Here is a 19,773-nt window from a genome sequence, read left to right on the forward strand (position 1 = left end):
AAAATAGATACTTACACAAGATTTAGAAATGAGATCAGGGAGGGTAATTTAATGAAGTCATACATGGCAAAAGCAGAAGATGTACAAAGAAAATGGTATGTTGTTGACGCTACTGATAAGACACTAGGAAGACTAGCAAGCCAAATAGCAACAGTTCTTAGAGGAAAGCACAAGCCAACATTTACTCCACACGTAGATACTGGAGATTTCGTTATAGTGATTAACGCTGAAAAAATAGTTCTTACAGGAAATAAGTTAAACGATAAACTATACAGACATCACTCACTATATCCAGGCGGACTAAAGGAAATTTCATACAAGAAGATCATGGCAGAAAAGCCAGAACTTGCTGTAGAAGAAGCAGTTAGAAGAATGCTACCAAAGGGAAGCTTAGGAAGACAAATGTTCAGAAAGCTAAGAGTATGTAAGGGAACTGAGCATGGGCACGATGCGCAAATGCCAGAAGTTCTAGAATTTAAATATTAATTAGTGGATTGAAGGGAGGATTTTCGAATGGAAAGAGTACAATACTATGGAACAGGTAGAAGAAAGACTTCTGTAGCAAGAGTAAGACTAGTACCTGGAGATGGAAAAATAGTTATAAATAAAAGAGATATAGAGAACTACTTTGGACTTGAGACACTTAAGGTTATCGTTAAGCAACCACTTAACCTAACTGGAACTCTTGACAAGTACGATGTACTTGTAAACGTACATGGTGGTGGATACACTGGTCAAGCAGGAGCTATTAGACACGGAATTTCTAGAGCTCTAGTTCAATCAGATGCTGACATCAAGCCAGTACTTAAGAGAGCTGGATACCTAACAAGAGACCCAAGAATGGTAGAAAGAAAGAAGTACGGACTAAAGAAAGCAAGAAGAGCGTCACAGTTCTCAAAGAGATAATATTAAACCCCTCATTACGAGGGGTTTTTTTATTTTAATTATATGTTTTAATATAGAGTTCATTATCATTTATATCAAGTAGACTAATTTCAAACACATCAACAGAGCTTCCTTCAATGCTTAGAATAGAACCAGGCAGTGAAGAAGTAGGCTTTTCATATATAAGGGTTTCTCCATTAACAAGTGTCTTAATTCGTATTTTAGAGGTTAATTTTAATATATCTTTATTATTAATTAATGTGCAGATATAAGTAAAGTTATAATAGGATACTTTCTTAAAAATAATAGAACTAGTATTATTAGCAGCATACAGATTAACAGACTTTTCTATTTCATATCCAGGTGTATTTGATACAGTATAGAGATTAATACTATTATTAGTTTCAAATATAGTATTTAAAACATTATTATTAGTATCACTACATATAATCCGTCCCCCTACACTTTGAATAAAATTATTTGTTTTAGTAGTGAGTATAGAGTCGGAGTATACCTTAGTAGTTGCTTGATAATTTAATAACAATACACTGCTAATAACTAAAAATAGGAAAAGTACAAACCTTTTCATTTACCAACTCCTTAACATATTTAAAAGTTATACCCAAATTACTTGAAAAAAATAGTATAGATATGATTACTTTGTTATTTTTTTAACTCGTAATATTTCTCTATTCCATAGAAGATAGATGCAGCAAGCTTACTTTGGTATTTATCACTTTTAAGCATTTGTTCCTCACTAGGACTTGATAAGAATCCACATTCAACTATAACAGATGGAATAGGGTTGCTTTTTAAAAGAAAGTATTTATTAGATTCCTTTTCTGTTCTTTTATTATAAGGATCAACATTTACCCTTATCTCATCTTGAATAGCCTTAGCTAGAATTTGACCATTTTCATCGCCCTTTTGATAAAACACCTGTGCACCCTTAGAATTTGGGAAGCTATTAAGGTGAATGCTTATAAAAATATCAGCATTATATTCATCTATAAGATCCTTTCTTTTTTTAAGGTCCTGTTGTTTTTTATTTTTACCTGATCCATATCTACCGTAAAGATCCTCATCTACTTCACGAATCATTATACAGGTATCACCACTTTCTTCTATGTAGGCCTTAAGCTTTAGAGCAAGTTTTAGGTTAATATCCTTTTCAAGGGTACCACCACTGCCTACAGCACCTCCATCAACACCACCATGGCCTGCATCAACTACAATTGTTTTACTGCCCTTAGGGCTTAATAGTCCAAAAAACTTATTTGAAAAGGTATTAAGATAAGATATATCAAGGACTAATATAAGTGTTACAATAAGTGTTACTATAACCATATTAACTATGGGAAATTTCTTTTTCATTATGTCTCTCCTTATAAATTAATACATGAAAACTTATATAAATATATGAATTATAAATTATAAAAAAGTACTAAATTTTCAAATTACCTATTGACTAACCTAAAATAGAGGGTTAAAATCAATATTAAATTTCAAAACAAAGTTGGAATTAATTATATTTGTAAAAAGAATAAGGAAATGAAACGTGTAAAGTAAATTTTAATAAAATCTATTGACAAGTAAATTTTAATATAGTATATTTACTAGAAATAATAGAAATATTTTCTTTATATGTTATAAATTAATAATGATAAAGCGTGGATAGGGACAAGTAGATAATTAAGGTTTTATAGAGAGTGGATGTTTGGTGTAAATCCATAAATTAGATTATTGAATATCACCCTTGAGTGGAGACTGAATACCAGAAGTAAGTCTTACCGGCATAGCCGTTATATATATTTAGCTAAAATTGGGTGGTACCGCGAAGATTTCGCCCCATGGATTGACAATGTAATTTTGCCATGGAGAAGTCTTTTTTTTATATAATTTTTTAAGAATAATATCATCTGAGGCTAGAGTAAATATATACTAAAAATTGAATACGTTAAAAGCTGAGAACGGGAACAGTAGATTTAATGTGATTTTTACAGAGAAGGGGCCATTGGCTGAGAGCCCTAAATAGTATTATTTCGAAACTAGCCCAGGAGCTGAGAACTGAATTAATAGTAGGTTTGTCCGGCAATAGCCGTTATTTATATAAGTGAAAATTTGGGTGGTACCGCGAAGACTCTCGCCCCATGGTGGAGGGTCTTTTTTTTATTTGTTTTTTTAGGAAATTAAGTAAAATAAGTAACAAAAATCAATTGATAATAAGCATAGAATTATCTAAGCTTAATTATATATTTTAGGTAACAATACATATATTTTAAGGGGGTTTTTAAAATGGCTAAAATGTACTATGATAGTGACGCAAATTTAGATTTATTAAAGGGGAAAAAGGTAGCAATTATTGGTTACGGCAGCCAAGGACATGCACACGCACTAAACCTTAAGGATAGCGGTGTTGATGTATGTGTAGGACTATATGAGGGAAGTAAGTCATGGGCTAAGGCAGAAGAAGCAGGACTTACTGTATATGATGCTTCAGAGGCAGCTGAAAAATCAGACCTAATTATGATACTACTACCAGATGAGAAGCAAGGGGCAGTTTACAAAGAGTCAATAGCTAAGCATCTAACAAAGGGTAAGGCACTAATGTTTGCACACGGATTTAACATCCACTTTGCACAAATAGTTCCACCAGCAGATGTTGACGTATTCCTAGTAGCTCCTAAGGGACCTGGACATACTGTTAGAACTCAGTATTTAGAGGGAAGAGGAGTTCCATCACTTATAGCAATTCACCAAGATGCAACTGGAAATGCAAAGGATATAGCACTTGCATATGCGAAGGGAATTGGTGGAGGAAGAGCTGGAATTTTCGAAACATCATTTAAAGAAGAAACTGAAACTGACCTATTTGGTGAGCAAGCAGTTCTTTGTGGTGGTATGTCAGAAATGGTTAAGGCTGGATTTGATACTCTAGTTGAAGCTGGATATGCACCAGAAATGGCATACTTTGAGTGTCTACATGAGCTTAAGCTAATCGTTGACCTAATGAATGAAGGTGGACTAGCTTACATGAGATATTCAATTTCAGATACTGCTGAATACGGAGATTACTCAGTAGGTAAGAGACTAGTTACTGATGAAACTAGAAAAGAAATGAAGAAGGTTCTGTCAGAAATTCAAGATGGAACATTCGCAAGAAACTGGCTACTAGAAAACCAAGTTGGAAGACCTGGATTTACAGCTGTAAGAAACAGTGAATCAGAGCACCAAATTGAAGTAGTTGGTAAAGAACTTAGAAAGATGATGTCTTGGGCTAAGAAATAAGACAATTTATATACTTTGCTTACTGGGATACCAGTAAGCAAAGGTTTATAAGAATTGACGGGGTCTAATTTTATAAACTTTTAAAACTAGTTAAAGTATAAGTATAAGTGTACTTTAACCAAAAGGTAAAAATATTAAACTTTAATAAAATGCATTATTAAAGTGATGTAATCTTAAACATATCTAGGTTTAAGTACCTTTATAATTTAGGTGGGGGCCTAAAAGGCAGTTAAAGGAACTTAAAAGTGGATATGGGGAAGATGAAAATTACGGTTAAAGTATGAGGAATGGGTTTAAAAGGTAAATATTACTTTAAGTAAATTAAAGGGGGAAAAAGTTATGGGCATGACAATGACTCAAAAAATATTAGCGGCACATGCAGGTCTTGATAAGGTTGTGGCAGGACAATTAATTAAGGCAAAGCTTGATATGGTACTTGGAAATGATATAACAACTCCAGTTGCTATAAAGGAGTTTAGAAAAGTAGGTAAAGATGAGGTATTTAGTAAAAGTAAAATTGCTATAGTACCTGATCACTTTACTCCTAATAAGGATATAAAATCTGCAGAACAGGTTAAGTTTATTCGTGAATTTGCAAATGAAAATGAAATTGAAAATTTCTTTGAAATAGGACAAATGGGAATAGAACATGCACTACTACCTGAAAAAGGACTAGTTGTTGCAGGAGATGTTGTAATAGGTGCTGATTCTCATACCTGTACTTATGGAGCACTTGGTGCTTTTTCTACAGGTATAGGAAGTACAGATATGGCAGCAGGAATGGCTACAGGTGAAGCTTGGTTTAAAGTGCCTGAAGCTATTGAATTTAATTTAACAGGAAAAATGCAAAAATGGGTATCGGGAAAAGATATTATACTTCACATTATTGGAATGATAGGAGTAGATGGTGCTCTATACAAGTCAATGGAATTTAAGGGCGAAGGTGTTAAAAACCTATCCATGGATGATAGATTTGCAATGGCTAATATGGCTATTGAAGCAGGAGCTAAAAATGGAATTTTCGAAGTAGACGACAAGACTATTGATTATATTAAAGAACATTCAACTAAGGAGTACACAGTATATAGTGCAGACAAGGATGCTGAATACTCACAGGTTATTAATATAGATTTATCAACTATAAGACCAACAGTTTCATTCCCTCATCTACCAGATAATACTAGAACAATAGACAATGTAGGAGATGTTAAAATCGATCAGGTTGTTATAGGTTCATGTACAAACGGTAGAATTGATGATATGAGAGTAGCTGCACAGATTCTTAAGGGTAAAAAGGTTCACAAAGATGTTAGATTAATTGTGTTCCCAGCAACTCAAAAGATATGGCTTCAAGCACTTAAAGAAGGATTACTTGAGATTATGGTTGAAGCAGGAGCTGCAATTAGTACACCAACATGTGGACCATGTCTTGGTGGACATATGGGAGTACTTGCTAAGGGAGAGAGAGCAGTTGCTACTACAAATAGAAACTTTGTAGGAAGAATGGGACATGTAGAAAGTGAAGTGTACCTAGCTAGCCCAGCAGTTGCAGCAGCATCAGCAGTTACAGGAAAAATATCTTCACCAGAGGAGGTAATGTAATATGGTTAAAGGAACAGTTATTAAGTATGGAGATAACGTAGATACAGATGTTATTATACCAGCTAGATATTTAAATACATCAGACCCAGTAGAACTTGCAAGTCACTGTATGGAGGATATTGACACTTCATATGTTGATAGGGTAAAGGTAAGCAAGATTATGGTTGCAGGTAAAAACTTTGGATGTGGTTCATCAAGAGAACATGCACCAATTGCTATTAAGGTAGCAGGAACTCAGTGCATTATTGCTGAAACATTTGCAAGAATTTTTTATAGAAACTCAATTAATATTGGTCTTCCTATAATGGAGTGTCCACAGGCTGCAAGGGATATTGAAGAGGGAAATGAAGTAGAAATTAATTTTACAACAGGTGAAATTATAAATATTACTAAAGGGGTTAGCTATAATGCTGCACCATTCCCAGAGTTTATGCAGGAAATTATTAAGGCAGATGGACTTATTAACTACATTAAGAAGGGGGAAAAATAATGAGCAAGAATATTAAGATAGCAGTAATGCCAGGTGATGGTATAGGACCAGAAATAATTTCACAGGCAATAAAAGTATTAAATAAAATAGGAAATAAGTTTAATATAAACTTTGAATATAATGAAGTATTAATTGGAGGAGCTGCAATTGATGCTACAGGAGAAGCTCTACCTAAGGAAACTGTAGATGTATGTTTAAATAGTGATGCAGTACTACTTGGTGCTGTAGGTGGACCTAAGTGGGATAATATGAAGGGTAGTGAAAGACCAGAAATGGGGCTACTTGGAATAAGAAAGGAACTAGGTGTATTTGCAAATCTTAGACCAGCAGTATTATTTCCACAGCTTAAATCAGCATCAAACTTAAAGCCAGAGGTTCTAGGTGATGGACTTGATATTATGATTGTTAGAGAACTTATAGGAGGACTTTACTTCGGTGAGAAGAAGAGGGAAGTTCTTGAAAATGGTGAGGTTAGAGCATCTGATATGATGGTTTACCAAACAAGTGAAATAGATAGAATAGCAAGAGTTTCATTTAACATTGCTAGAAAGAGAAATAAAAAGCTTACTTTAGTAGACAAGTCAAACGTACTAGAGTCATCAAGACTTTGGAAAGAGGTTGTATATGAAGTAGCTAAGGAATACCCAGATGTTGAATTAAGTCAAATGTATGTTGATAACGCATGTATGCAGCTTATTAGATGGCCACATCAATTTGATGTTATGGTTACAGAAAACACATTTGGAGACATTATAAGTGATGAGGCTTCAATGCTTACAGGATCACTTGGCAACCTTCCATCAGCATCTATTGGAGATGGAAAAATAGGATTATATGAGCCAATCCATGGTTCAGCTCCTGATATTGCAGGACAAAATAAGGCAAATCCTATAGGAACAATTATGAGTGCTGCTATGATGCTTAAATATAGCTTTGATATGGATGAAGCTGCAAATGCAATAGAAAGTGCAATATCAAGTGTACTTGATAAGGGTTATAGAACAGCAGATATAATGCAGCCAGATATGAAACTTGTTGGCTGTGATGAAATTGGAGATTTAATAGCAGGCGAAATCTAAAAAATAACTTTAAAGGGGGAGAAAAAGATGAAAGCTGCACAGGCAATAGTAAGATGTTTAGAATCAGAGGGAATTAACCTAGTCTTTGGATATCCAGGGGCAACAGTTGTACCTATATATGAAGTCTTAAGAACTTCAAATATAAAGCATATACTATCAAGACATGAACAGGCTGTAGGACATAGCGCTAATGGATATGCTAGAGTTACAGGTAAGCCTGAGGTCTGCTTTGCAACATCAGGTCCTGGTGCTACGAATATTATAACTTCAATAGCAACAGCATATATGGACTCTATTCCCCTTGTGGTTATAACTGGTCAGGTAAACCTAGCTAATATAGGGAAGGATGTATTTCAAGAAGCTGATATTACAGGGTCAACTGAATGTTTTACTAAATATTCATATCTAGTAAAAGATGCTAAAAAGCTTCCTAAGATAATTAAGGAGGCCTTCCATATTGCAGCATCAGGAAGGCCAGGACCTGTATTAATAGATGTACCACTAGATATACAAAATGAGGAAATTGGTGACTTTGATTATAATTCTATAAAAATAGATATTAGAGGTTATAAACCAACCCTTAAGGGACACAAGGGACAGATTAAAAAGGTTGTAGAGAAAATAAAAGCAAGTAAAAAACCACTTCTTTGTATAGGGGGAGGGGTAAAGCTTTCTGGTGCTAAGGATGAAGTTGATAGTTTATCCCGCGTATGCAAAATACCTATGGTTCACACAATGATGGGTAAAGACAGTGTATATGAGGATAACGACTTAGTAATTGGTCAAATAGGCTCACATGGAGTAGAGGATGCTAATAGAGTAATAAACGAGGCGGATCTTGTTGTATTCGTTGGAACTAGAATAGCTGACCGTTCTATGGCAAAGTGTCAGGACCTTGAGAAGAAAGCACTTATTATTCATATAGATATAGACCCAGCAGAGATAGGTAAGAATATTAGAAGTTCTATTCCTGTTGTTGGAGACTGTAAGAACATAATTACAGAAATTAAAAAGAACATGATAGACTTTACAGTTAGTGACTGGACTAAAGGAATAGTTTTACCTAAAAACACATTAGGTATGGCTAAAAACCGTAATGAGAGATATGTTAGCGCTAAAGAGGCATTAGCTAAAATATCAGATGCAGCATCTGATAAGGCTATTGTTATAACAGATGTTGGGCAAAACCAAATTTGGTGTGCACATAACTTTAAGATAACTTCAAATAGAAGATTCTTAACTAGTGGTGGACTTGGAACTATGGGATATTCACTTCCAACCTCAGTAGGTGCAAGATTTGCAGCTGATGAAGACAGAGAAGTTATAGCTGTTATGGGAGATGGCGGATTCCAGATGAGTATGTTTGAAATGGGAACTATTATGGAACATGGCCTAGATATTAAAATAATTCTTCTTAACAATGATGGACTTGGTATGGTACGTGAAATGCAAAATAGAATGTACAACCATCCATTTGGAACACTTTTCGCAAAGAGCCCTGACTTTATTAAGCTTTCAGAGGCTTACGGAATTAAGTGTAAAAGGGTAGATGGAAGTTCTAATATGGAGGAGGCTATTAAAGAAGCCTTTGAATACAAGGGACCTTATCTACTAGAATTTATGGTTGACCCTAAAGAGGCAACCCTTTAAGGAGGATAAGTTATGAAAAGGCATATATTATCAGTATTAGTTGAAAACCAATCAGGGGTACTTAGTAAGGTTGCAGGACTATTCAGTAGAAGAGGATATAATATTGATAGTTTAACTGTTGGTACAACAGAAGACCCTAGAATATCTAGAATGACAATTGCACTTCAGGGTGATGAATATATAGTAGAACAAATAACAAAGCAGCTTAACAAGCTAATTGATGTTATAAAAATACTTAATATAGAATCATCTAAGGGGGTTCTTCGTGAACTTACCCTACTTAAAGTAGCTGCTAATAACGAAACTAGATCTGCCATAATTGAAAATGTTAATATATTTAGAGGAAATATAATTGATATCGATAAGAAAAGCATGACCATAGAAGTTACAGGTGATTACGATAAGATTAGTGCATTTATTGAAATGATGAGGCCCTATGGAATTAAGGAAATAGTAAGAACAGGTGTTACTGCACTAGAGCGTGGAGTAGGCTCACTTGGAAATTAATAAATTCAGCATAAGTATAGGCAGAGTAATCTGCCTATTTTTTATAGGGGGTAGTGAGAGGGCTATTGTTAAGTGGAGTAAAGATAATAAAAACTATATTTATATGGGATGTGCATTTTCATATTATCAGTCTAAGATAGAAGGTTACTTTGGAGGAGTACTTTTTCCTAATGTTGAAGAGGGAACACATAATCTTATTTTGCTTTCAGATGAGGGTGGGAACCTTTTATGGGTTAACGCACCTGAAGTTACACTTGTATCAATAAACGGAGAGTCTCCTAGTGAAATACTAAAGTAGATATATTAATTCGTTAAAAATATATAAGATTATCTTTTATAGAAATGTTATAAACTATATATGAAAATAGCTTTATTTTCTCTTAAACTTAAGTTTTAAAGTAAAAAAAACCTTATATACTTAATTGAAAACTATTGTCATTATTAAATATATACAAAGTTTATTAAAGGTAATACTTCCCTAAGAACTGTATGTTATTAACATCTTCTTTCCATAGGGTGATTATGATATAATTTAAGGTACATATATTACGTATTTACTTAATGTAAGTACCAGGAGGTATTACGATGGAAAAAAATCATAATTTTGATGTTGTAGTAGATAGAACAGGGACAAGCTGCAGCAAGTGGGATAACTGTGAAAATGTATTTGGAGAGAATGTTTTACCACTATGGGTTGCAGACATGGACTTTAAGGCTCCAACAAAGGTACTAGAGTCAATTAAGGAGAGGGTTGACCACGGTATTTTAGGATATACATTTATGAAGGAAGAGGATTATACTCCTTTTGTAAACTTTATGAAGGTACGTCATCACCTAGATATTGACCCAAATGAAATTGTAAATACTTCAGGAGTTGTTAATGCTATTGCGCTTGCAATGCTTGCTAACACAAGTGAAGGTGACAGTATAATGATACAAACACCTGTATACCATGCTTTTTCAAGAATAATTGAGGAGAACAACAGAAAGGTTGTTACTAATTCTCTTGGAAATATGTGTGGAGTGTACACTATTGATTTAATCGATTTTGAGAAGAAAATAGTAGAGAATGATGTAAAGATGGTTATTTTAAGTAACCCTCATAATCCAGTAGGAAGAGTATGGATGTACGAGGAACTTGGACTTATAGTTGATATTTGTAAAAAGCATAACGTAATTATTTTCTCAGATGAAATACACTGTGATGTATTATTCTACGGACATCACTATACGTCAATATTACACTTTAGAGATAGATATGAAAATGTATATGCAGCGTTTTCACCATCAAAAACATTTAACTTAGCTTCACTTTACTTTGCTATGGTTATTTCTCCAAGTAGTGAATTAAGAGAAGGTCTAAATAAGTGGGTAAGCAGAATTTCAGTTCCTACTGTTAATGCTATTAACGGCGTTGGTGCTATGGCAGCATATGAACACGGAGAAGAGTGGCTTGATGCTATGCTAAAGTATATTAATGAAAATGCAACATATATAATTAACTTCTTTAAGGAAAATATGCCTGAGGTTAGGGTAATGAGACCACAGGGAACATACCTTGTATGGCTTGATTTTACTAAAGCATTTAAAACATCAGAAGAACTTGATGCATTCCTAGTAAGAGATGCTAAGGTTGGTTTAAGTAGCGGTAAGTCATTTGGAGAAGAAGGAGAAGGATTTGCAAGAATTAATATTGCATGTTCAAAGGATACAATAGTTGCAGCACTGGATAATATTTTAGCAGCTTATAAATCAAGATAAGAAGTAAATAATGAGAAATTAGTTTTTATAATTAAGGAAGCCTTAGGGCTTCTTTTTTTATGTGTTAGGTTCCATAAACTGTAATATATTATTCCTAGTCCTTTCATATAAATAAGAACAAGTTAAAGTTAAACTTTAACATATGTATATATAAATATGTAAGGAGTGAAAAGATGAGCGATGTTAAAACTGACGCACTGTTTAAGGTAGAAGAAAACTCAATAGACCCAATACCAGAGAATCAAAGACATGGACACCCAAGTGAACTTTTTAAAATGTGGATAGGTGCAAACATTAACTATGTTGTTTTATTAAATGGAATAGTTATAGTTGCACTAGGACTATCTATGTATCAGGCCATAAGTGCTATTTTAGTAGGAAATTTACTTGGCTGCATGGTATTAGGACTTTCTTCAATAATGGGACCTAGAACAGGAACAGCAGGTATAGTTACCTCAAGAATTGCATTTGGTCAGTTAGGTGCATACCTACCTATAATAATAAGTGTTATATCGGTTCTTGGATGGTTTTCAATTAACTCTGTAGTTGCAACAGAGGCTTTAATGCAGGCTTCAACTACTATTTTTGGATTTGATGCAAGTAGCAGCATGCTTATGTGGGTATGTCTTGCTATTGTTCTTATTCTAGAAATAGTAATAGCAATATATGGTCATGCAACAATAATGGCTTCAGAAAAAATAATAGCACTTGTACTTGGTACTCTATTTTTAGGGTTATTATTCTTTATTGTACCTCAAATAGATTTTTCAGTAATAGGTACAGCTAAAGAGGTAAGTGGTGACTTTAAAACATGGATAATCGCTGTTGGAATTATATTTGCTTATCCAATATCATGGGTTAACTTTGCTTCTGATTATAGTAGATATTACCCAAAACAAACAAGCCTTAAAAAGGTTGCTATATTTTCAGGTGGGGGACAATTTGTTGCTTTAACATTCTGTGAAGTTATTGGGGTATTATTCTGCTGTGCAATAGGTGGGCAAAACCCAGAAGATCCTATTAGTGCATTAATAGGAGTACTACCGAGCTGGTATCTAATACCTTTCTTACTTGCAGTAATGATAGGGTCCATTGCAACTAATGTTCCAAATGGATATACAGCAGCACTTAACTTAGTAGCATTAAGATTTCCATTATCAAGAGTTAAAGCTGTACTTGTAGTTGCTGTATTTACACTTTTATTTAGAATTGCAACTATTATATTCGGAGAGTTCTTCTCACTATATGAACAGTGGCTTAGCATAATAACAATATGGTCATGTCCATGGGCTTCTGTAATAATCGTTGATTTCTTTATGAGACGTGGTAATTACAAAACAGAGGATATAATGCTGTGGAAGGGAGGAGAATACTGGTATAAAAACGGAATATTTATGCCTGGGATTATCTCCTTCATTATAGGTCTTATAGGAGCAGCCCTGTTTACTAATTCAACATATATTCATGGTTATTTTGCAGTGGCACTTGGGGTTGATATAGGATTTGAAGTAGGGTTTATCCTATCAGCTATTTGTTATTATTTACTTGCTAAAAATCATGACACATTTAAAAGAGCAATAAATATGAAAATTTAAATTTCATAGAAATTAAGGTGGCTATAATTAGCCTCCTTTTTTAGTTTATGATTTTTAATTATTACTAGAATATAAGCCATTTAGATAACATAAGATTTATGGATATTGAATTTATAGATAGGAGTGGTAGTATGTTAAATCAAAAATCATTAAAATTAGTTTCGAAAAGGCAACATATGGTTGATGTTCTAATGAATGATATTAGCTATGCAGATGTGGTTTTAAAAGGTGGAAATGTAGTAAATGTAATAACTAGAGAAATATATAGTGCTGATATTGCAATAAGTGGTGAATACATACTTATGGTTGGAGAATGTAGTAGTCTTATAGGAGAAAAAACTAAGGTATATAACATGGAAGGTAAATATTTATCACCAGGGTTTATAGATGCTCACATGCATTTTGAAAGTGCTATGCTTACTGCAAGTGAGTTTTCAAGAATTTCTATTCCAACAGGAACAACCTGTTTAATTTCTGACCCACATGAAATTGGAAATGTACTCGGACCTAGTGGGATTAAGGCAATGGCTGATGAGGTTAAAACCCTTCCAAATCATGTTTATCTAAGGGTACCTGCATTAACACCAGATTCACCAGGACTTGAAACAGCAGGATATAATATAACATCAGATAATATGGAGGAGTTATTATCATATCCCAATGTATCAGGAATAGGAGAAACACAGGGAGTTAGTGCAGCTAAATGGGTATATAGACATAATCCAGAGGTTTTCAGAGATACAATAATTTCAACTGTATATGCTAGGGAAAATGGATATGGAGTTGATGGTAATGCACCTGAACTATTCCAAAACGAACTTGCAGCACATATTATAGCAGGTGGATGTGATATTTCATGTCATGAGACGACAACTAAGAAAGAGGCTATAGAGAAGTTAAGATATGGAGTATATATGTTAATGAGGGAAGGTTCTACCCAAAGAAACATGCCTGAATGTATAAGAGCTATAACTGAGGAAAAGTTAGATTCAAGAAGGGCTATACTTGCAACTGATGATATGCTAGCTGAGGATATTGTAGATAAGGGGCACATGAATGACATTATAAGAAGAACTATTAAAGAAGGGGTATCCCCTGCAGAGGCTATACAAATGGCAACTATAAATCCGGCTACATGGCTAGGACTTTCAGAAATAGGGGTTTTAGCTCCTGGAAAGATAGCAGATATAGCAGTAATAGACTCACCAATTGAGGATATGAATGTATCAAAGGTATTCTTAAAGGGTGAACTTGTAGCTGAGGATAGAACACTTCTAATTAACATACCAAGTTATACTTATCCACAAAATGTTAAAAAATCAGTAAATAGAAAAGAAATATTACCAAGTGACTTATATGTTAAGTCAGATAGTAATGTTGCAAAGGTAAGATGTATAGGGCTTATTTTAGATCAGAATCTAACAGATGGTTTTGAAGAGGATTTAATAGTTGCAAATGGTAGAATAGTTCCTAATATAAATGAGGATATATTACCAATTGCTGTTGTAGGAAGATATGGAAAGGATAAATTAACAAGTGGTTTTGTTAAGGGCTTTAATATGAAGCATGGTGCCTTTGCAGAGACAGTATCACATGATACACATAATATTATTGTAGTTGGGACAAATTATGATGATATGTCAGTAGCAGTTAACAAGGTTATTGAAATGCAAGGTGGAGTTGCGGTTGTTAAGGATAAGGTAGTAATAGATAGTATGAAACTAAATATTGCAGGTCTTATGACTGATGAACTAAATGCATATGAGTTAACAGAAAAAATGCAAAAGCTCCATAGAATAGTTAGAGAAGAACTTGAATGTAGTGCACATGCACCATTTATGCATCTAGCATTTCTATCACTTACAACAAGTCCGAAGTGGAAGATAACAGATGTAGGTCTTGTTGATGCTAACAATTACTGCATTATACCAGTTGAAATTAAATAATAGATAAATAAATGAATAAATAATCTAAAAAACATAAAATAATCCTGTTTAATCATATACTTAATTAAAAAATAGTTTATATATATACATTTGTACTTATTTTTATTGACAAATTATATTCAAGATTAATATAATTGCAATAGATAGAGTTAGGGTTAGGTAATAGATTGTCTATTATGTTTAGTTTAAGTTTAGATTATAGAAATTATCTAGAGAAGATATTATTTTCTAATATTTTATCTAGGGGTGGTATTATGAAAGAAGGGAATATATTAATGTTTATTCCTTTAGTTGCAGCAACTATATTTGTTGTAGCTATAATAATTGGATAGAATATATTTGATTATTAACTAGAAAAGAAGCACTTATATTGTAGGTGCTTCTTTTTATTTATATTAAAGTATATTAAAGATTCTTTGTTATAGCAGATAAGTAGTTAAATGTACCTATAGTTTTAGAGGTACTAGAATAGTTAAGTACCACTGGATTTTGCCCTTTAAGGTATATTTTAATACATAGCCTTGAGGGGAAGAAGGAAGATGCGACATTAATACTTCCCTTATTAAAGCCCTCATTAGATTTAGTCTCCTCATAAAGGCCTATATATGAAATATCTTTTAAATTAAACTTGGTAATTGTTTTTTGATTATGTGTAATTGTAATTACATCCTTATTAAGTTTAGTTTTTATTTGTTCATCTGAGAAATAAACTGATCCAAAGAACACTAATGTAGAAAAAACTATAAATGTAATTAATACAATGGTTAACTTTTTCATGTTATATACATTCATATTTAAAATCTCCTTAAACCTATTAATATATTATTACCATATTTATACACAAAATTAAAGGTATATAGATATAAGTTTTATATAAAATTATCCTTAATAGGATTATAAACCCTTGTAAATTAGGAGGTTGCAGCATTTGTCATAATTGAACAAATCATGTCGTAAAAATATATAGTGTAGCACATATACGACAAAAACTAGTTTATTCACTATAAAAACACAATATTTGTATCATAAACTGAGCTATTTTTAACTTTTTCTATTGATTTTTAATATTTAATACAGTACAATATGGTTAAACGATTTAGTAAAACGTTTAATTAATTGAATTTTAGGAGGAGTATTCATGAAAAAACTATTAAGCCTTGTAATCGCATTAATACTTTCTCTAAGCGTTGTACTTGTTGGATGTGGATCAAGTGATTCAGCAGACAAGGGTGCAAGCGACGGAGATAAGAAACTAAAAATAGTTTTCTATGCTAACGGACCTAAGGGAGATAAGTCATTCTTTGATTCAGCAGATGCTGGACTAAAGGAGATCACAAAGAAGTTTGGAGCAGAAACTAAATTTATCGAAGGTGGAGTAGACGCTAGTAAGTGGGTACCTGCACTTGAAGATTTATCAGAACAAGATTGGGATATTATAATTGTTGGAACATGGCAATTAAAAGAGCCACTTGAAAAGGTAGCTAAGGAAAACCCAGACAAGAAGTACATCATATTTGATGCTGAAGTAGACTACGCTAAGCTTGGACTTGAAAATGTGTATTCAATTACATACAAGCAAAACGAAGGTTCATTCCTAGCTGGAGCACTTGCTGCTAAGGTTGCAACTTCAAGCATGCCTAATACTAATGATCAAAAAGTTCTAGGATTTGTAGGTGGAATGGATTCACCAGTTATAAACGATTTCCTAGTTGGATATATTCAAGGTGCTAAGCACGCAGTTTCAGACATTAGAGTACTAAGTGCTTATGTTGGAGACTTTGTAAACATTGCAAAGGGTAAAGAACTTGCTCTTAGCCAATTCAACCAAAAAGCAGACGTTGTATTCTCAGTTGCATCAACAGCAGGACTTGGATCAATTGAAGCTGCTAAGGACAATAAGAAGTATGTTATAGGTGTTGACTCAGATCAATCACTTATGTTTGCTGGAAATGACGAAGGAAAAGCTAATGCTATTCTAAACTCAGTTCTTAAGAGAGTTGATAACTCACTAGTTAGAGCTATTGACCTTGAACTTCAAGGAAAACTTCCATGGGGTAAAGGTGAAAGTCTTGGAATTAAAGAAGGAGCAATCGGTATTTGTGATAACGAATACTACACAAAGAATGTTCCTGAAGACATAAGAAAGTACGTTGCAGAACTTGAAGCTAAGGTTTCATCAGGTGAAATCAAGGTTGAATCAGCAATGGGTATGGATACAAAGAAACTAAACGATATTAAAAACTCAGTAAAGTAATTTAACTTAATAGCTTTAGACCTTTTAAAGGTCTAAAGCTATTTTAAAGAAAAGGACTTTACAAAAATTCACTTTTAACAGTTGAGGTGTGTTAGATGTCAGATGTATTAGTTATGAAGGGGATTACGAAGGTATACCCAAATGGAATAGTAGCTAACCAAGGTGTTGATTTCTCAGTTAAAGAAGGAGAAATTCATTCACTTATGGGAGAGAATGGTGCAGGAAAAAGTACATTAATGAAAATGCTATTTGGAATAGAAACTCCTGAAGAGGGAGAAATATTCCTAAGAGGAGAGAAGGTAAATATAACTTCTCCAACAGTTGCTATTGATATGGGAATAGGAATGGTTCATCAGCACTTTATGCTAGTACCATCACTTACAGTAGCAGAGAATATGGTTCTTGGTATGGAGCCTAAAAAGGGAGTATTTATAGACTTTGAAAAGGCAGTTCAAATGACTGAAGAAGTTTCAAAGAAGTACAACCTTAAGGTTGATGCTAGAGCTAAGGTTGAAGACTTAACAGTTGGAACAAAGCAAAAGATAGAAATCCTAAAAGCACTTATAAGAGGAGCTAAGATTCTTATACTTGATGAACCAACAGCAGTATTAACACCTCAGGAAACTAAGGAGTTATTCGAAGAGCTTATAGGTCTTAAGGAAAATGGACATACAATAATATTTATTTCACATAAGCTTAAGGAAATTAAGCAAATATGTAACAGAATAACTATTATGAGAAATGGTAAAGGCGTTGGAACATACGATGTTAAGGATGTTACACAGGAAGACATTTCAAGACTTATGGTAGGAAGAGATGTAGTTATTAAGGTTGACAAGACTAAGGCTGCTCCTAGAGAAAATGTACTAGAAGTTAAGAACCTAAACTGTCTTGATGAGTCAAACAATAAACTACTTAATGAAATATCAATGTCTGTAAGAAAAGGAGAAATTCTTGGAATTGCAGGGGTTGAGGGTAATGGACAAAGAGAACTAGTAGAAATGATTACAGGGCTTAGAAAGTTTTCAGATGGAGAAATTACTATAGATAATAAGGACATAAAGAATCTTTCAATAAAGGGTATTAGAGAAATAGGTACAGCACATATACCTGAGGATAGAATGACTCTTGGAGCAGCTAAGGATGCTTCAATTCAGGATAACCTTATTTCAGAAAGAATAGATTCAAAGGATCTTAAGCAAGGTGTTCTTCTAAATATGAAGAAGATTAAGAAAATGTCTAAAAAGCTTATTGAGGATTACAGAGTTAAGTGTGATTCAGAGGAGCAGGGAGTTGGAATGCTTTCAGGTGGTAACATACAAAAGGTTGTTGTTGCTAGAGAATTTTCATCAGACCCTAAGTTCCTAATAGCTGACCAGCCAACACGTGGAATAGATATCGGTGCGGCTACATTTATTAGACATAGATTAGTTGAGCTTCGTGATGATGGTGTTGGAATACTTCTTATTTCAGCAGACCTTAATGAGGTACTAGAACTTAGTGATAGCTTAATTGTTATGTACTCAGGAGAAATCACAGCTTATATTGAAGATGCAAGCACTATAACTGAGGAGGAACTTGGATTATACATGCTAGGTCTTAAGAAACAAACACCAGAAGAAATTAGGAGGGTTATCCATGAAAAGTAAAAACAAAGGTCTTTTATTTGAAGCAGTAAGAACCTTAATTGCAATAGGGATAGCGCTTGTACTTGCTATTGTACTTATAGCACTTGTAAGTGATGACCCTGCAGAAGCTTTAAATAAGTTTCTACTTGGACCACTTGCTTCATTTAAGAGATTTGCAAATGTTATAGAAATGGCAATACCATTTATATTTACTGGACTTGCTGTATGCATAATGTTCCAGGCTAAGCAGTTTAATATGATTGCTGAGGGAGGTTTCTTCATTGGAGGAGTTGCCGCAGCATTTATTGGAATAAAAATAGGAGCTCCTATGGGAATTCACCCAGTTATTGCAATACTTGCAGGGGGATTTATAGGAGGACTTGCTGGTTTAATACCAGGATTCCTAAAAGCTAAATACAAAGCAGATGAATTTGTTTCATCACTAATGCTTAATTATGTATTACTTTATATTGGTTTATTTATTCTTAACTATGTTCTAAGAGACGAGTCAGCAGGTTCAGTAGCTTCACATATACTTGCTGATACATCAAGATTACCAGTTGTTATTCCAGGAACTAGACTACACTTTGGTCTAATACTTGCAATAGTAGCTATAATATTAACTTACGTTTATCTGTATAGAACTAAGTGGGGATACTCAATTAGAATGACAGGACTTAACAGTAATTTTGCTGAGTACTCAGGAATTAATACTGCTAAGGTTATTATATACTCACAGATTATTGGTGGTGCATTAGCTGGTATTGGAGGGTCAATCGAAATACTAGGTATGCACGATAGATTCCAGTGGCAAGCGCTTCCAGGAATTGGGTTTGACGGAATACTTGTAGCAATACTTGCTAGAAATAATCCACTATTTGTTCCAATCGGGGCTATATTCCTTGCTTACTTAAGAGTAGGAGCAGATATAATGTCAAGAAGTAGTGATGTTCCAAGTGAAGTTATTATAGTAATTCAAGCCATAATGATTATGCTTATAGCAGCACAAAGATTCCTTGAAAAGTATAGACATAAGATGATAGTAAAAGATTCTACTAAGAATTTAGAAGTTAAGGGGGAAAAGTAAA

At 33.7% G+C, this 19,773-nt stretch carries 19 protein-coding genes and 2 other annotated features; of the genes, 16 read left to right on the forward strand and 3 right to left on the reverse strand.

Annotation, left to right across the window (positions count from 1 at the left end; translation table 11 throughout):
- Window positions 1-51: 51 nt before the first annotated feature.
- Both rplM and rpsI read left to right on the forward strand, forming a co-directional pair.
- The gene (rplM, locus tag RR539_RS02240; protein ID WP_332473400.1) at window positions 52-486 is read left to right on the forward strand and encodes a 50S ribosomal protein L13; all 435 of its coding nucleotides are present in this window, start codon (window positions 52-54) and stop codon (window positions 484-486) included.
- Window positions 487-513: 27 nt separating this feature from the next.
- A complete protein-coding gene (rpsI, locus tag RR539_RS02245) occupies window positions 514-906 on the forward strand; it encodes a 30S ribosomal protein S9 (RefSeq protein ID WP_332473401.1) in 393 nt (130 codons plus the stop codon).
- A 34-nt stretch (window positions 907-940) separates the two neighbouring features.
- On the opposite strand, the gene RR539_RS02250 is transcribed toward rpsI, so the two are convergent.
- A complete protein-coding gene (locus RR539_RS02250; RefSeq protein WP_332473402.1) occupies window positions 941-1,474 on the reverse strand; it encodes a hypothetical protein in 534 nt (177 codons plus the stop codon).
- A 74-nt stretch (window positions 1,475-1,548) separates the two neighbouring features.
- Window positions 1,549-2,259, reverse strand: coding sequence for an N-acetylmuramoyl-L-alanine amidase CwlD (cwlD, locus tag RR539_RS02255; protein ID WP_332473403.1), 711 nt, complete (start codon window positions 2,257-2,259; stop codon window positions 1,549-1,551).
- Between the two features lie 288 nt (window positions 2,260-2,547).
- Window positions 2,548-2,739 (forward strand) — a binding site (T-box leader).
- Window positions 2,740-2,842: 103 nt separating this feature from the next.
- Window positions 2,843-3,039, forward strand: a binding site (T-box leader).
- A gap of 141 nt (window positions 3,040-3,180) precedes the next feature.
- Here cwlD and ilvC point away from each other — a divergent pair.
- The 11 genes from ilvC to RR539_RS02310 all read left to right on the forward strand — a co-directional run bounded on the left by ilvC (window position 3,181) and on the right by RR539_RS02310 (window position 15,135).
- Entirely contained in the window at window positions 3,181-4,173 is a 993-nt protein-coding gene (gene ilvC, locus RR539_RS02260) for a ketol-acid reductoisomerase (protein ID WP_332473404.1), read from the forward strand.
- Between the two features lie 339 nt (window positions 4,174-4,512).
- The gene (gene leuC / locus RR539_RS02265) at window positions 4,513-5,775 is read left to right on the forward strand and encodes a 3-isopropylmalate dehydratase large subunit (RefSeq protein ID WP_332473405.1); all 1,263 of its coding nucleotides are present in this window, start codon (window positions 4,513-4,515) and stop codon (window positions 5,773-5,775) included.
- Window position 5,776: 1 nt separating this feature from the next.
- A complete protein-coding gene (gene leuD / locus RR539_RS02270; RefSeq protein ID WP_332473406.1) occupies window positions 5,777-6,265 on the forward strand; it encodes a 3-isopropylmalate dehydratase small subunit in 489 nt (162 codons plus the stop codon).
- Window positions 6,265-7,344 (forward strand): 3-isopropylmalate dehydrogenase, encoded by a 1,080-nt coding sequence (gene leuB / locus RR539_RS02275; RefSeq protein WP_332473407.1) that lies wholly within the window; start codon window positions 6,265-6,267, stop codon window positions 7,342-7,344. The genes leuD and leuB overlap by 1 nt, the downstream gene beginning before the upstream one ends.
- Before the next feature lie 27 nt (window positions 7,345-7,371).
- Window positions 7,372-8,994, forward strand: coding sequence for a biosynthetic-type acetolactate synthase large subunit (ilvB, locus tag RR539_RS02280; RefSeq protein WP_332473408.1), 1,623 nt, complete (start codon window positions 7,372-7,374; stop codon window positions 8,992-8,994).
- Window positions 8,995-9,006: 12 nt separating this feature from the next.
- Window positions 9,007-9,501, forward strand: a complete 495-nt coding sequence (gene ilvN / locus RR539_RS02285) for an acetolactate synthase small subunit (protein WP_332473409.1) — start codon at window positions 9,007-9,009, stop codon at window positions 9,499-9,501.
- The gene (locus tag RR539_RS02290) at window positions 9,491-9,799 is read left to right on the forward strand and encodes a hypothetical protein (RefSeq protein ID WP_332473410.1); all 309 of its coding nucleotides are present in this window, start codon (window positions 9,491-9,493) and stop codon (window positions 9,797-9,799) included. Before ilvN ends, RR539_RS02290 begins: the two co-directional genes overlap by 11 nt.
- A gap of 287 nt (window positions 9,800-10,086) precedes the next feature.
- On the forward strand, window positions 10,087-11,262 hold the full coding sequence (locus tag RR539_RS02295) for a MalY/PatB family protein (RefSeq protein WP_332473411.1): 1,176 nt from the start codon (window positions 10,087-10,089) through the stop codon (window positions 11,260-11,262).
- A gap of 173 nt (window positions 11,263-11,435) precedes the next feature.
- Window positions 11,436-12,857 (forward strand): purine-cytosine permease family protein, encoded by a 1,422-nt coding sequence (locus RR539_RS02300; protein ID WP_332473412.1) that lies wholly within the window; start codon window positions 11,436-11,438, stop codon window positions 12,855-12,857.
- A 131-nt stretch (window positions 12,858-12,988) separates the two neighbouring features.
- Window positions 12,989-14,803 carry an adenine deaminase gene (locus RR539_RS02305; RefSeq protein ID WP_332473413.1) on the forward strand — a complete coding sequence of 605 codons (1,815 nt, stop codon included), beginning with the start codon at window positions 12,989-12,991 and terminating at the stop codon, window positions 14,801-14,803.
- A gap of 176 nt (window positions 14,804-14,979) precedes the next feature.
- On the forward strand, window positions 14,980-15,135 hold the full coding sequence (locus RR539_RS02310; RefSeq protein WP_332473414.1) for a hypothetical protein: 156 nt from the start codon (window positions 14,980-14,982) through the stop codon (window positions 15,133-15,135).
- Window positions 15,136-15,208: 73 nt separating this feature from the next.
- Here the strand turns inward: RR539_RS02310 and RR539_RS02315 are convergent, their stop codons facing one another.
- Window positions 15,209-15,595 (reverse strand): hypothetical protein, encoded by a 387-nt coding sequence (locus RR539_RS02315; protein ID WP_332473415.1) that lies wholly within the window; start codon window positions 15,593-15,595, stop codon window positions 15,209-15,211.
- Between the two features lie 346 nt (window positions 15,596-15,941).
- Between RR539_RS02315 and RR539_RS02320 the strand changes: the two genes are divergently transcribed.
- From RR539_RS02320 to RR539_RS02330, 3 genes are all read left to right on the forward strand, one after another.
- A complete protein-coding gene (locus RR539_RS02320; protein WP_332473416.1) occupies window positions 15,942-17,057 on the forward strand; it encodes a BMP family lipoprotein in 1,116 nt (371 codons plus the stop codon).
- A 95-nt stretch (window positions 17,058-17,152) separates the two neighbouring features.
- Window positions 17,153-18,706: an ABC transporter ATP-binding protein gene (locus RR539_RS02325; protein WP_332473417.1), complete on the forward strand. Its 1,554-nt coding sequence runs from the start codon at window positions 17,153-17,155 to the stop codon at window positions 18,704-18,706.
- Window positions 18,696-19,772, forward strand: coding sequence for an ABC transporter permease (locus tag RR539_RS02330; RefSeq protein WP_332473418.1), 1,077 nt, complete (start codon window positions 18,696-18,698; stop codon window positions 19,770-19,772). Before RR539_RS02325 ends, RR539_RS02330 begins: the two co-directional genes overlap by 11 nt.
- The last annotated feature ends 1 nt before the right edge of the window (window position 19,773 follow it).

It is taken from the genome of Clostridium sp., assembly GCF_036639235.1.
In the GTDB taxonomy this organism is placed as follows: domain Bacteria; phylum Bacillota; class Clostridia; order Clostridiales; family Caloramatoraceae; genus Clostridium_AB.

Bases quoted from the DNA above. Each gene is read 5' to 3' on its own strand.
- rplM (WP_332473400.1), top strand. From the start codon at position 52: ATGAAGTCATACATGGCAAAAGCAGAAGATGTACAAAGAAAATGGTAT.
- rpsI (WP_332473401.1), top strand. From the start codon at position 514: ATGGAAAGAGTACAATACTATGGAACAGGTAGAAGAAAGACTTCTGTA.
- RR539_RS02330 (WP_332473418.1), top strand. From the start codon at position 18,696: ATGAAAAGTAAAAACAAAGGTCTTTTATTTGAAGCAGTAAGAACCTTA.
- RR539_RS02300 (WP_332473412.1), top strand. From the start codon at position 11,436: ATGAGCGATGTTAAAACTGACGCACTGTTTAAGGTAGAAGAAAACTCA.
- RR539_RS02325 (WP_332473417.1), top strand. From the start codon at position 17,153: ATGTCAGATGTATTAGTTATGAAGGGGATTACGAAGGTATACCCAAAT.
- RR539_RS02295 (WP_332473411.1), top strand. From the start codon at position 10,087: ATGGAAAAAAATCATAATTTTGATGTTGTAGTAGATAGAACAGGGACA.
- leuC (WP_332473405.1), top strand. From the start codon at position 4,513: ATGGGCATGACAATGACTCAAAAAATATTAGCGGCACATGCAGGTCTT.
- RR539_RS02315 (WP_332473415.1), bottom strand. From the start codon at position 15,595: ATGAATGTATATAACATGAAAAAGTTAACCATTGTATTAATTACATTT.
- leuD (WP_332473406.1), top strand. From the start codon at position 5,777: ATGGTTAAAGGAACAGTTATTAAGTATGGAGATAACGTAGATACAGAT.
- ilvN (WP_332473409.1), top strand. From the start codon at position 9,007: ATGAAAAGGCATATATTATCAGTATTAGTTGAAAACCAATCAGGGGTA.
- RR539_RS02320 (WP_332473416.1), top strand. From the start codon at position 15,942: ATGAAAAAACTATTAAGCCTTGTAATCGCATTAATACTTTCTCTAAGC.
- RR539_RS02305 (WP_332473413.1), top strand. From the start codon at position 12,989: ATGTTAAATCAAAAATCATTAAAATTAGTTTCGAAAAGGCAACATATG.
- ilvC (WP_332473404.1), top strand. From the start codon at position 3,181: ATGGCTAAAATGTACTATGATAGTGACGCAAATTTAGATTTATTAAAG.
- cwlD (WP_332473403.1), bottom strand. From the start codon at position 2,259: ATGAAAAAGAAATTTCCCATAGTTAATATGGTTATAGTAACACTTATT.
- ilvB (WP_332473408.1), top strand. From the start codon at position 7,372: ATGAAAGCTGCACAGGCAATAGTAAGATGTTTAGAATCAGAGGGAATT.
- RR539_RS02310 (WP_332473414.1), top strand. From the start codon at position 14,980: ATGTTTAGTTTAAGTTTAGATTATAGAAATTATCTAGAGAAGATATTA.
- RR539_RS02250 (WP_332473402.1), bottom strand. From the start codon at position 1,474: ATGAAAAGGTTTGTACTTTTCCTATTTTTAGTTATTAGCAGTGTATTG.
- leuB (WP_332473407.1), top strand. From the start codon at position 6,265: ATGAGCAAGAATATTAAGATAGCAGTAATGCCAGGTGATGGTATAGGA.